This window comes from Blautia luti (assembly GCF_013304735.1).
Taxonomy (GTDB): Bacteria; Bacillota; Clostridia; order Lachnospirales; family Lachnospiraceae; genus Blautia_A.
Genome location: NZ_JAAITI010000022.1, coordinates 1 through 12,500, shown reverse-complemented (window position 1 = coordinate 12,500; position 12,500 = coordinate 1). Strand labels below are relative to the sequence as shown.

Genomic DNA, 12,500 nt, shown 5'->3' with positions numbered 1-12,500 from the left:
TATGACAGTTAAGAAATGGAAACACAGCGGAACAAAGAAACACAGCATGTCAGACCGTGAAATACGAAACGGTCTTCTTTCGGAAAAAGTAGCAGAGGAGGGTATTGTACTGCTGAAAAATGATAAAAAAACACTCCCTCTGAATATTTCCACGAAAATAGGTTTATACGGCGCCGGTGCGGGAAAGACAGTGAAAGGCGGAACAGGTTCCGGTGATGTGAATAACAGAAGTAACATTTCTATTTATCAGGGATTGAAAGAAAACGGTATTCAGATCGTAAGCGAGAAATGGCTGGCCAATTATGAGTCAATATACGCAGAAGCACGCCGGGCATGGAAAGAAAAAATACTGGAAGAAGCAAAGTTTGTGGAAAATCCTTTTGATGCCTATGCGGAAAATCCCTTTGCAATGCCGGAAGGCCGTGCAGTCACAGCAGAAGATACTGTCGATGCCCAGACAGCAATCTATGTGGTAAGCAGGATTTCCGGTGAGGGAAAGGATAGGCGCAGGGTCGAGGGAGATTATTATCTGAGCAGACGGGAGCGGGAGGATATCCGGTTCCTTGATGCACAGAAGATTCCTACAGTACTTATCCTGAATTCCGGCGGTCCGGTAGAACTGACAGATATTCTGGAAGAAACAGAAAATATCTGTGCTGTCCTGAATATTTCCCAGCTTGGACAAAGAGGCGGACTTGCCCTCGCCAATGTCCTTCTGGGAAAGGTAACTCCAGGCGGCAAGCTGACTGCAACATGGGCCAGAAGGTATGAGGATTATCCGTGTGCAGAGGAATACAGCTATCTTAATGGCAAGCTTGAAAGAGAAGAGTACAAGGAAGGAATTTATACAGGATATCGTTATTTTGATACTTTTGGTGTAAAACCGCTGTTTCCGTTTGGATATGGACTTTCTTACACAGAAATGCAGATACGCTTCCATGGGATGAAAACATCAGGGGATGGCGTTGAAGTTGAAGCAGAGGTAACGAATACAGGAGAAACTTTTTCGGGAAAAGAGGTCGTGCAGGTCTATGTGTCTCTTCCACAGGATGAATCAGGGAAGGAATACCGTCGACTGGCTGGCTTTGCAAAAACAAAACTTCTGAAGCCGGGGGAAAAAGAACTGCTGAAAATCAGGATCGACAGAAAGACACTGGCATATTTTTCTGAAGAGCAGCATGCCTGGATTGCTGAAAAAGGTTATTATGCTGTCTGGGTCGGAAACAGCATTGCATCGCTTACGCTGGCTGCAATGCTTGAAGTGCCGGAGAGTGTGATCCTGGATAAAACGAATATCCTTGAGAATCAGACTGATATTACTGAAGAAGTTTATGACCGCCAGAATCTTTCTGCCAGAACTCTGAAATGGAAAGAGAAGGCAGAGAATGAGAAGATTGGAAGATATATCTATTATCCTGAACCAGAGAAGAGAACAGAATGCACCTGCCAACCGGAAAATAAGATTCCTGCAAAGGATCTGCTCCCGCTGTTTTATGGAAATATTGCTGGAATCTCCAGTAATCTGGGGGCGGCAGGAATCCGTGTTCCTGGCTCTGCCGGTGAGACCACGGCTGCTCTTTATGAGCAATATGGCGTTTCCCCACTGATCATGGCCGATGGGCCGGCAGGACTGAGACTTCAGCAGAATTATGAAGTAGACAGAGAAACAGACACAGTATATGGAATCGGTGTCCTTGGATCTCTGGAAAACGGATACCTGAGAACAGATGAGACTCACGAAAACGCAGACAGATATTATCAGTTCTGTACGGCATTTCCGGTTGGAACTGCACTGGCTCAGACCTGGGATACTGCCCTTGTGGAAAAAGTTGGAATAGCAGTTGCAGAAGAAATGGAAGAATTCCACATAGATCTCTGGCTAGCACCTGGTCTTAATATTCAGAGAAACCCTCTGTGCGGCAGAAATTTTGAGTATTATTCCGAAGATCCGCTGCTTTCCGGAACCATGGCAGCAGCCATGACAAAAGGAGTGCAGAGCAGACCTGGCTGCGGTGTTACCGTTAAGCATTTTGCCTGCAACAATCAGGAAGATAATCGTATGGGCGTAGATGCACAGGTATCAGAACGTGCCCTGAGGGAAATTTACCTGCGTGGTTTTGAGATTGCAGTTAAAGAAAGCAGACCAGTGGCAATCATGTCTTCCTATAATTTACTGAATGGTGTCCATGTTGCAAACAGTGTTGATCTCTGTACAGCCATTGCCCGAAAAGAATGGGGATTTGACGGTGTGATCATGTCAGACTGGAATACAACGGTTCCGGAAGATGGAAGTATTCCGTGGAAATGCGTGACAGCAGGAAATGATATTATCATGCCTGGTAATGCAGCCGATGCAGAAAATATCCGAAAAGCTTTTGAAGACGGAAAGCTTTCGGAAGAAGTTGTCAGAATGTGTGCGGGACGTATTCTGAACCTGATACACACACTGACAGCAGAATAAAAAAAATATATAGTAGTGAAAAACTTGCCTGAATTCAATTTTCGATTTATCATTGGATTCAGGCATATTTTTTGTAGATGTCGCGCAAGGCAACCCGTTTTAGGCGGAGAATCCTGCAGGCAGTTTTTTATATGCCGTGAAAAGGAGAATACCATGAACATAAAACGAGCAAAGCAGGAGATCAGAGATTCCATAGAAGCATATCTTTCAAAGGACGAATTCGGTGAGTACCGGATCCCGGCGATCCGACAGAGACCGATCCTTCTTATGGGCCCTCCGGGAATCGGAAAGACACAGATTATGGAACAGATAGCAAGGGAATGCGGGATTGCTCTTGTTTCCTATACCATTACCCACCACACCAGGCAGAGTGCTGTGGGACTTCCTTTTATTGTAAAAAAGAATTATGGTGAGGAAGAATTTTCTGTCACGGAATATACCATGAGTGAGATCATTTCGTCCGTTTACGACAAAATGGAAAAAACAGGTCTGAAAGAAGGCATCCTGTTCATTGATGAGATCAACTGCGTATCTGAAACACTGGCGCCGATGATGCTGCAGTTCCTTCAGGGAAAAACCTTCGGAAACCAGAAGGTGCCGGAAGGCTGGGTGATCGTCACAGCAGGCAACCCGCCAGAATATAACAAATCCGTCCGGGAATTCGATGTGGTCACTCTGGACCGTATCAAGAAGATCGATGTGGAGGCAGACTTTGATGTGTGGAAGGAATACGCCTATCAGCAGGGAATTCATCCGGCGGTGATCTCCTATCTGGAGCTTCGTAGAAAAAATTTCTACAGGGTGGAGAATACTGTAGATGGAAAGATTTTTGCAACAGCCAGAGGCTGGGAGGATCTTTCCCGTCTGATCCAGGTTTATGAGATCCTTGGAAAAACCGTAGACCGGGAGGTGGTCAGCCAGTACATCCAGCATAAGATGATCGCGAAAGATTTTGCCAGCTATCTGGCTCTTTATTATAAGTACAGAACGGACTATAAGGTGGAAGACATCCTGAAAGGAAAGTGGGATTCCATCACTCTGGGCAAGATTCACACAGCTTCCCTGGACGAGCATTTGAGTATTGTAAGCCTTCTTAATGGAAAACTCGGCGAGCTTTTTACAGAATGCTGTCTTACTGATGCCTATCTCACGAAACTGTATGATTATATGGTGTACTTCAGAGAAAATCAGGACGGCCTTACAGCAAAAAATCTCCTGGAAAAAGCAGAGGCGGATCTTGAAAAGGATAAAAAGAGTGAGCTTCTTACAAAACAGCAGGAACGTATACAGAAACGTGTTGTGTCATTCTTTGAAAATGCGTCCGGATTGGAATCAGCTTCGGAATCAACCGGATCAGATAAAACCGGATCAGGTTCAGAGCCGGCAGGAGGCAGAAGTGCTGCAGCAGAATCGGAAGTTCTATCGTCAAACAGGAACTATGAGTTTGTGAAAGCCCTCTTTGAATCCGAAACCGAAGCCTACGAAAACCGAACCGACGAAATATCCTTTACTCTTCAGAACGTTTTCGACTTTATGGAAGCTGCCTTTGGGGACAGTCAGGAAATGGTGGCATTTATCACAGAACTGAATGCCAACTATTATAGTCTCTGGTTCATTCGGGAGAACGGTTCTGACCAATATTACAGGCATAATAAAGGTCTTCTTTTTGACGACCGCCAGAAAATGCTTCTGGGTCAGATGGAGGAAGTGGAAAATATTCTCAATAATGGGATAAAGTGATAGTTTGTCTGACCAATTGCTTATTTACTATTGATTAAATTGGTAAATTACAGTATAATATTTACCATAAAAGTCCCAAAAGAAGGTGCGTAGATAGTCAAATTGCACAGATATTAATACATTCCGGGACTTTTAAAGACAACACAATAAAAAAGGAAGGCGGCCGAAACGGACGACATGTTTACAAAGATTACAGAGGAACGGGCATTTGACGGAATATTAACACAGATCATAGACAATATCCGGCACGGAGAACTGAAGCCGGGGGACACTTTACCTGCGGAACGTGTTATGGCAGAATCACTGGGAGTTTCCAGACCTGCTGTCCGTGAAGTCCTGCGGGCACTGGAACTGATGGGAATCGTCACAACGGTCCGCGGCGGAGCCAACTATATCACCGAGAATATGGATCAGTGGCTTTCTGCACCACTGGCCCTTCTTTTTCAGCTGAATAACAGCCATGTACAGCAGGTGCAGGAGCTTCGTTCTGCGCTGGAGCAGGAGGCTGCTCTTCTTGCAGCCGGGAATTGTACGGAGAAGGACGCATTAGATCTGCGTTCCATTCTGGCACAGCTGGAGAGCGCAGAGGATGAGAAAGCTCGTGCAGGTCTTGATAAGAAGCTTCATACGAAGATCGGCAGGATCGCAGGAAATCCTATGATCTATAATGTTCTGGATGCGGCAGCACAGCTGACAGAGGAGATCATTTCCGGTACCCGAGCCTATATTATGCAGAAACATAATTCCGCTCTTGAGGTGGATGACCAGCACAGAAGACTGGTGGAAGCCATTATTTCCGGAGACCGGAACCAGGCGGAGAAGCTGATGCGCGAACATATGGAAACCATTGAGAAATATATAATTGAGATCGCACAGCAGCAGGGTGAGAACAGCCTTGTATTTCATCGCTGATCCACCTGACAAAAATTAAATAAAATTTCAGTAAAAATCCCGTTGATCTGGTAAGACCACTATTGATTTTGGTAAGACCGAGTGCTATAATAGGGACTGTATTGGTAATACCAAAAAAGTTTGGTATTATGGCAGTAACCTGCCGGAAATATCAGGAGAAAGGACTTACGATCATGGGATATGTAAAATGGAGTTATGACACACTGAACCATTTCTGCGGAGACGTTTTCAAAGCGTTTGGCTTTTCTGAGGAAGAAGGAAGCATCATTAAAGATGTTCTTCTGACTGCTGATCTGTATGGAATCGAGAGCCACGGAATGCAGAGGATGGTTCGTTACCATAAAGGAATCGAGAAGGGGACTATTCATCCCCAGGCGAAACCGGAAGTTGTTTTTGAGACACCGATTTCTGCCGTGATAGACGGACATAATGGAATGGGCCAGCTGATCAGCCATTTTGCCATGGAAAAGGCAATTGAGAAGGCAAAGACAACTGGTGTGGGAATCGTAAGTGTACGAAATTCCAACCATTTCGGTATTGCAGGATATTATGCGAACATGGCCTGTCATGAAGGACTTCTTGGAATGGCATGTACCAACTCCGAGGCGATCATGGTACCGACCTTCGGAAGAAAGGCTATGCTGGGCTCCAACCCGATCGCAGTCGCTATGCCTGCAGATCCGTATCCGTTTTTCTTTGACTGTTCTACGACAGTTGTAACCAGAGGTAAACTGGAAATGTATAATAAGATGGGCAAGCCTCTTCCGGATGGCTGGGCACTTGACAAAAACGGTCATGCCAGCAATAATGCACCGGATGTACTTGCAAACATCGTAGCCAAGAAGGGCGGCGGGATCATGCCTCTTGGTGGAAACGAGGAAGTCAGCGGAAGCCATAAGGGATATGGCTATGGAATGCTCTGTGAGCTGTTCAGCTCTATTCTTTCCATGGGCGTTACCTCTGACAAATGCTGTACATTCCCGGATAAGACCGGTATCTGCCATGGATTTATGGCGATCAACCCGGCGGCATTCGGAGATCCGGATGCAATCCGCAAGCATTTTTCAGAATATCTTGAGGCACTTCGGGAGAGTCCGAAGGCAGACGGTCAGGACAGGATCTATACACACGGCGAGAAAGAGGTAGCTGCTGAAAAAGACAGAAAAGAGAATGGCATTCCGGTCAACGACAATACCATGGTAGAGCTTGCTGATCTCTGCAGTTATCTGAAGCTTGATTTTGGCTCTTATTTTGAAGGCTATGAGCTTCCGAAGGACAGTAAATTCTTCAATGGTAATTATTAATTCAGGTAATCCTTTTGAAATGAAATATATCATAATTATCCAAGGAGGAAAAGAAAATGGATTATGCAAAAGAGTCATTAAGACTGCACGGAGATTGGAAAGGTAAGATCGAGGTTGTTACAAGAGTTCCGGTTGAGAATAAAGACGACCTTTCTCTTGCATATACACCAGGTGTAGCTCAGCCTTGCCTTGAGATCCAGAAAGATATCAATAAATCCTACGAACTTACAAGAAGATGGAATATGTGTCTTGTTGTAACAGATGGTTCCGCAGTTCTTGGTCTTGGTGACATCGGACCGGAAGCTGGTATGCCTGTAATGGAAGGTAAATGTGTGCTTTTCAAGGCATTCGGTGATGTAGACGCATTCCCGCTTTGCATTAAGAGCCATGATGTAGACGAGATCGTAAATACTATTTACATGATCTCCGGATCCTTCGGTGGTGTTAACCTTGAGGATATCTCCGCTCCGAGATGCTTTGAGATCGAGAAAAAACTGAAAGAGAAATGTGATATTCCGATCTTCCACGATGATCAGCACGGAACTGCAGTTATCACACTTGCAGGTCTGACAAACGCTCTGAAGGTTGTCGGAAAGAAGAAAGAGGATGTTCGTATCGTTATGAACGGTGCAGGTGCAGCTGCTATCTCTATCTGCAGACTTCTTCTGAAAGCAGGCTTCAAGGATGTTACACTCTGCGATAGAAAGGGTGCCATCTATGAGGGACGTACAGAAGGAATGAACCCGGTTAAGGAAGAGATGAGCAAGCTCACAAACCTTCAGAAGAAACAGGGATCTCTTGCAGAGATGCTGGTTGGCGCGGATGTATTTATCGGTGTTTCCGCTCCTGGAGCAGTGACAACAGAGATGGTTAAGACAATGAACAAAGATGCCATCATCTTCGCATGCGCAAACCCGACACCGGAGATCTTCCCGGATGACGCAAAAGCAGGCGGAGCAAAGGTTATCTCAACAGGAAGAAGTGACTTCCCGAACCAGATCAACAACGTTCTTGCATTCCCTGGAATCTTCCGTGGTGCATTTGACGTAAGAGCAAGCGATATCAACGATGAGATGAAGATCGCAGCTTCCAAGGCTCTTGCAGATCTGATCACAGACGAGGAGCTTTCTCCGGAGTATATCATTCCGAAGGCATTCGACAAGAGAGTCGGACCGGCTGTAGCCAAAGCAGTAGCAGAGGCAGCAAAAGCAACAGGCGTAGCACGTATCTGATTACAGATACAGCACGGATATCCGTCCGATACAGACCAGAACAGCCCTTCATAAGTTAAGAAAATAAATCAGACACCCGTACCCTGTAACCCGGTACGGGTGTCTTTTTGCATCTGACAGGTGGTATTACCCTTTGACAAATGTCCTCTCAGTGAGTACAATAGCAAAAGAATATGATAGGAGGTTAAGCACAGCATGAAACCATGGGAAGCTAATATACGAAAAGTAGTGCCGTATACTCCTGGCGAGCAGCCAAATGAGAGTGGCATGATCAAACTGAATACAAATGAGAATCCATATTCACCGGCTCCGGGTGTGGAGAAGGCGCTGAAGGCCCTTGATGCCGATACCCTGAGACTTTATCCGGATCCGACAGCAGGAGACCTGGTACACAGTATTGCCGCGTTCTACGGACTGAAGGACGAGCAGGTATTTACAGGCGTTGGTTCCGATGATGTACTGGCTATGTGTTTTCTCACATTTTTTAATTCAGAGAAACCGATCCTGTTCCCGGATATCACCTATTCTTTCTATGATGTATGGGCAGATCTTTTACGGATCCCATATGAACGCCCGGCATTGGATGAGGAGTTCCATATCCGTAAGGAAGATTATTTCCGTGAAAACGGTGGGATCGTATTCCCTAACCCAAATGCACCGACCGGCGTAGAAATGCCTCTTTCCGAGATCGAGGAGATCGTGGCAAAGAATCCGGAGAGTATCGTGATCGTAGATGAGGCGTATGTGGATTTCGGAGCAGCATCCGCACTGCCGCTGATCGAAAAATATGATAATCTGCTTGTTGTGCAGACCTTCTCCAAGTCCAGATCCCTGGCAGGCATGCGTATCGGATATGCCTTCGGAAATCCGGAGCTGATCAAATATCTCAATGATGTGAAATATTCTTTTAACTCCTATACAATGGATCGTACTACCATTGCAGCTGGTGTGGCATCTATGGAGGATAAGGCATATTTTGAGGAATGCTGCCATAAGATCATTACAACAAGAGAGTGGACGAAGGCAGAGCTCAGAAAGCTTGGATTTTCCTTCCAGGATTCCAGATCCAACTTTATTTTTGCCACACATGAGAGCTGTCCGGCAAAAGAGCTTTTCGCAGCACTGAGGGAGAAACATATCTATGTAAGATATTTCCCGAAGGACAGGATCGATAATCATCTCCGTATCACCATCGGCACGGATGAGGAGATGAAAAAGCTAGTAGAATTCTTGAAGGAATATCTGCAGAAATAACGATTAAGGAGATATTATGGAAGTATTGGTACAGTGGTTTTCACACCACCTTGCACAGTTTATCTCTCCTGAGGGAGCTGTGTTCATCATTTCAATGATCCCGATACTGGAGCTTCGAGGCGGCCTTCTGGCAGCCTCTCTGCTGAAGATATCGGCTGCAAAGGCACTGCCGATCTGTATCGTGGGAAATATCATTCCGATTCCGTTTATCCTGCTTTTTATCCGGCAGATCTTTAAATGGATGAAAAAAACAAAGACGTTCAGAGGTCTGATCACAAAGCTGGAAAACAGGGCTATGGGAAAGAGTGACCAGATCAAGAGATATGAATTTCTGGGACTTCTGCTGTTTGTGGGAATCCCCCTTCCGGGCACCGGCGCCTGGACAGGTGCACTGATCGCCTCTCTTCTTGAGGTGGATATCAAAAAATCCTCCATTGCGATCCTGTGCGGACTTTTTATGGCAAGTGCCATTATGTATATTGTTTCCTATGGAATTGTAGGAAATGTAGTGCACTGATTAAGAAAAATAAAAATTCCTCATCACTGTCACGAAGTCTGGTAGGTGATGAGGAATTTTGTATTTTCAGGCATTGTTACATAAGCCGGCGTTTCAGCATATCCGGATTCATTGCATAGCTCACGGCTGTATCCTTAGTGATACGGCCTTTTTTGTATAATTCCAGAAGACTCTGGTCCATGGAACGCATCTGATCCTGGCTGGAAGTGGAGATTACGCCTTCGATCTGATGAACTTTGTTGTCACGGATCATATTTCGGATGGCAGGTGTCAGGCGCATAATCTCAAAAACAGGAATGTTGCGGCCGTCCACATCCGGGATCAGCTGCTGGGAAATAACCGCCTGAAGGACCATGGAAAGCTGGATAGCGATCTGACGCTGCTGGGAAGGTTCAAAGACATCCATGATACGCTCGATGGTGTTGGCAGCGCCCAGAGTATGCAGACTGGAAAAAACCAGATGTCCGGTTTCTGCGGCAGTCATGGCGGTCTGTATGGTTTCATAATCACGCATCTCACCCAGAAGGATTACATCGGGGCTCTGGCGGAGGGTGGCACGAAGAGAAGTCAAGTAACTCTCGGTGTCGGTGCAGATCTCTCGCTGGCTGACAATGCAGCGGTCATGGCGGTGAAGATATTCCAGAGGATCTTCCAGGGTAATAATGTGGCCTTCCCGGGTATGGTTAATCCGGTCAATGAGGCAGGCCATAGTGGTAGATTTACCGCTTCCGGCAGAACCGGTAACAAGAACCATACCACGGGTATAATCGGAAACACTCATCACATCCTCCGGAATGGAAAGCTCTGCAGGATCCGGCAGTTTGAAGGCGATTACACGGATCACGGCAGCCAGGGAACCACGCTGTTTATAAGCGTTGACACGGAAACGGGAGACGCCGGGAATGGAAAACGAAAAGTCATCGTCACCGGTTTCCAGAAGCCGGGATATATCACGGTTTCCGGCAAGTTTGTAAATGATGCGAAGCAGATTTTCGGTTTCCGCAGGCATCAGTCGTTCTCCACTGCTTAGAAGATGACCGTCGATTTTTTCGGCCAGAGGGCGGCCTGCAATGATGAAGATATCAGAAACGCGTTTATTGGCTGCTTCTGTCAGAAAATCGGGAATAGGGGTTTCTATATCCATAATTTCACTCTCCTTTAAAAAGATTCTGGCGTGTATCCGGATCCCAGGAATTGGTAAGATCAGTATTCCACTGCCGGATTTCCAGAACGGAACCATTGTTTTTTGCTGGGTAAAAAATTTCAAGTACAGTACAAAGCTGCTGGGTATCTGAGATTTCAGTAGAAAAAGTTAAGGTATGTTTCGTGGAATCCCAGGAAAAATTCCTGTCAGTATCTGCTTTTGCCTGTATCAGGGAAAAATATTTTGCTTCATCAGAAGCGTTATCTGCGTACTGAGACAGCTCATTTCGAATTTCAGATACGGTTTCTGTGGCTTTGCTGCAGGCGTTATAATATTTTTCAGTCTGTTCCATGGAATACCTGGCGGTGTTCAGGCCAGACCGTGAACTTCCAAGAGTGAGAAGAGCCAGTACACAGAGACACAGAACAGAAAAAATCAGAAACAGAGAGGGAATTCCCACGGTTACAAAAAAAGTATGCTTCTGTTTCATCAGGAACCCTCCTTTTCGCTGTATTCAGCCGGAAAACTTAAGGGAATCCGGTAAATCATATGCTTGTCCGAAACCTGGAGGAAAGACAGCTCTCCGGATTTTTCAGAAGAGGAAGTATCCGGAGAAAAAATCATTTCATAAGACGCGTTTTTTTCGGAGCAGTTTTGCCAGGTGTCGTCATAATACCAGATCAGATTGTCCTCTTTTTGGATGCCGCCTGGAAGAAGGGACAGAAGTTCTGCCGGAGAACCATCGGTACCCTCCAGTGCTTCCCCGGCGGAAGTAGTGAGTGCCTGGATCTGGTTCCACTGTTCTGCCTGAATACGGTTTTTCCGGGCTGCCGCAAAAATCTGAATACAGGCAGCAGAGGAAAGGGACAGGAATAAAAGAGCCAGGATCATTTCCATGAGAAAAAGGCTGGTGCCGGAATTATGCTGTGTTTTTTTCATGATGCCTGCCACTCAAAATATGATTAAATATACTCACATTGAGATAATGTGGCTTCTCTCGAATACCACTTACTGTTTCTTCGTGTATGTTTTTGAGCAACCGGAGTTATCTCTACTCACAGATCCTAAGTACACTCCACAGTCGTAAATTCCCGAAATAGCCTTCGGTACATGCTTACGTTTGCGGGATCATGCAATTTCGTAAGTTTCTGCATCTCTCAGATTCAGTGCTGCATTGAAATCTCTGTCTTCCGTATAACCGCATGCACATTTGTAGACTCTGTCTGAAAGTTTCAGGTCTTTTTTGATGTGTCCGCAGCAGTGACAGATCTTTGAAGAAGGATACCATCTGCTGACTATCCGTAATTCAATTCCAAATTCCTCACATTTTGTCTTCAGTTTTGTGCGAAATTCGTAAAATTTCTGTGATGCAACTGCTTTTGAAAGATGCCGGTTTTTCATCATCCCGGATACATTCAGATCCTCAACCGTTATATGAGATGGCTTGGTTTTCGCAATCTCAGATATCGTCTTATTGATATAATCTGTACGAATATTTTCCAGACGCTGATGAAGCTTCTGTACTTTAAGCTTTTGTTTACGTATATTTGCTTTTTGAGTGGGCTCTCCTTTCTTTAAATTTTCATATTTACGGGAGAGCTTTCGCTGTGCCCGCCTTAATTGTTTTTCAAGTTTTCTTATTCGTGCTGTTTTATTAATATTTCTATAGACAGTTCCATTTGAATAGTTCCGCTTTTGATTATGTATCCATCCTTAGATGTTGGGATGTAACCTTTCTCTTTCAGCCTTACCCATCCAAGCGTCGGAATCTTAATCCGGTGCCTTTCGCAAAGACAGTCTTTGGGATTGTTTCTTACAAAATACATTTTTACATTCGATCGTCCTTTTTTCTTATACCGTGGAAAACCACTTTGATGATGGAAAAATCTTGAAAAAGCTGTACAGGCATCTTCAATCGAATGTTTTACCGATTTGG

Annotated in this window: 10 protein-coding genes and 1 pseudogene; 7 read left to right on the top strand and 4 right to left on the bottom strand. The window is 45.3% G+C overall.

What is annotated here, in order from left to right; genetic code table 11:
- Nucleotide 1: 1 nt before the first annotated feature.
- The 7 genes from G5B06_RS12115 to G5B06_RS12085 all read left to right on the top strand — a co-directional run bounded on the left by G5B06_RS12115 (nucleotide 2) and on the right by G5B06_RS12085 (nucleotide 9,420).
- Nucleotides 2-2,461, top strand: coding sequence for a glycoside hydrolase family 3 protein (locus G5B06_RS12115; protein ID WP_173762033.1), 2,460 nt, complete (start codon nucleotides 2-4; stop codon nucleotides 2,459-2,461).
- A gap of 153 nt (nucleotides 2,462-2,614) precedes the next feature.
- Nucleotides 2,615-4,201, top strand: a complete 1,587-nt coding sequence (locus G5B06_RS12110) for an ATP-binding protein (protein ID WP_173762034.1) — start codon at nucleotides 2,615-2,617, stop codon at nucleotides 4,199-4,201.
- Between the two features lie 177 nt (nucleotides 4,202-4,378).
- Nucleotides 4,379-5,113, top strand: a complete 735-nt coding sequence (locus G5B06_RS12105; protein ID WP_173762035.1) for a FadR/GntR family transcriptional regulator — start codon at nucleotides 4,379-4,381, stop codon at nucleotides 5,111-5,113.
- Between the two features lie 101 nt (nucleotides 5,114-5,214).
- Nucleotides 5,215-6,417 (top strand): Ldh family oxidoreductase, encoded by a 1,203-nt coding sequence (locus G5B06_RS12100; RefSeq protein WP_330385180.1) that lies wholly within the window; start codon nucleotides 5,215-5,217, stop codon nucleotides 6,415-6,417.
- Between the two features lie 56 nt (nucleotides 6,418-6,473).
- A complete protein-coding gene (locus G5B06_RS12095) occupies nucleotides 6,474-7,649 on the top strand; it encodes an NAD(P)-dependent malic enzyme (RefSeq protein WP_015526165.1) in 1,176 nt (391 codons plus the stop codon).
- Between the two features lie 195 nt (nucleotides 7,650-7,844).
- Complete coding sequence (hisC, locus tag G5B06_RS12090; RefSeq protein WP_173762036.1) at nucleotides 7,845-8,903, top strand: histidinol-phosphate transaminase; 1,059 nt, start codon at nucleotides 7,845-7,847, stop codon at nucleotides 8,901-8,903.
- 16 nt (nucleotides 8,904-8,919) lie between these two features.
- Nucleotides 8,920-9,420: a COG2426 family protein gene (locus G5B06_RS12085; protein ID WP_059086725.1), complete on the top strand. Its 501-nt coding sequence runs from the start codon at nucleotides 8,920-8,922 to the stop codon at nucleotides 9,418-9,420.
- A gap of 76 nt (nucleotides 9,421-9,496) precedes the next feature.
- Here G5B06_RS12085 and G5B06_RS12080 read toward each other — a convergent pair whose 3' ends face one another.
- The 4 genes and pseudogenes from G5B06_RS12080 to G5B06_RS19625 all read right to left on the bottom strand — a co-directional run.
- Complete coding sequence (locus G5B06_RS12080) at nucleotides 9,497-10,564, bottom strand: type IV pilus twitching motility protein PilT (RefSeq protein ID WP_148445188.1); 1,068 nt, start codon at nucleotides 10,562-10,564, stop codon at nucleotides 9,497-9,499.
- Between the two features lie 4 nt (nucleotides 10,565-10,568).
- Nucleotides 10,569-11,054 (bottom strand): hypothetical protein, encoded by a 486-nt coding sequence (locus G5B06_RS12075; protein WP_148445187.1) that lies wholly within the window; start codon nucleotides 11,052-11,054, stop codon nucleotides 10,569-10,571.
- Nucleotides 11,054-11,503, bottom strand: a complete 450-nt coding sequence (locus G5B06_RS12070; RefSeq protein WP_148445186.1) for a hypothetical protein — start codon at nucleotides 11,501-11,503, stop codon at nucleotides 11,054-11,056. The genes G5B06_RS12075 and G5B06_RS12070 overlap by 1 nt, the downstream gene beginning before the upstream one ends.
- Before the next feature lie 189 nt (nucleotides 11,504-11,692).
- Nucleotides 11,693-12,500, bottom strand: a pseudogene (locus G5B06_RS19625) (RNA-guided endonuclease InsQ/TnpB family protein); the annotation flags it as partial.

What these genes read in the sequence shown, in the direction of transcription:
- G5B06_RS12085 (WP_059086725.1), top strand. Translation starts at nt 8,920, where the DNA reads ATGGAAGTATTGGTACAGTGGTTTTCACACCACCTTGCACAGTTTATC.
- G5B06_RS12070 (WP_148445186.1), bottom strand. Translation starts at nt 11,503, where the DNA reads ATGAAAAAAACACAGCATAATTCCGGCACCAGCCTTTTTCTCATGGAA.
- G5B06_RS12115 (WP_173762033.1), top strand. Translation starts at nt 2, where the DNA reads ATGACAGTTAAGAAATGGAAACACAGCGGAACAAAGAAACACAGCATG.
- G5B06_RS12105 (WP_173762035.1), top strand. Translation starts at nt 4,379, where the DNA reads ATGTTTACAAAGATTACAGAGGAACGGGCATTTGACGGAATATTAACA.
- G5B06_RS12095 (WP_015526165.1), top strand. Translation starts at nt 6,474, where the DNA reads ATGGATTATGCAAAAGAGTCATTAAGACTGCACGGAGATTGGAAAGGT.
- G5B06_RS12080 (WP_148445188.1), bottom strand. Translation starts at nt 10,564, where the DNA reads ATGGATATAGAAACCCCTATTCCCGATTTTCTGACAGAAGCAGCCAAT.
- G5B06_RS12075 (WP_148445187.1), bottom strand. Translation starts at nt 11,054, where the DNA reads ATGAAACAGAAGCATACTTTTTTTGTAACCGTGGGAATTCCCTCTCTG.
- hisC (WP_173762036.1), top strand. Translation starts at nt 7,845, where the DNA reads ATGAAACCATGGGAAGCTAATATACGAAAAGTAGTGCCGTATACTCCT.
- G5B06_RS12110 (WP_173762034.1), top strand. Translation starts at nt 2,615, where the DNA reads ATGAACATAAAACGAGCAAAGCAGGAGATCAGAGATTCCATAGAAGCA.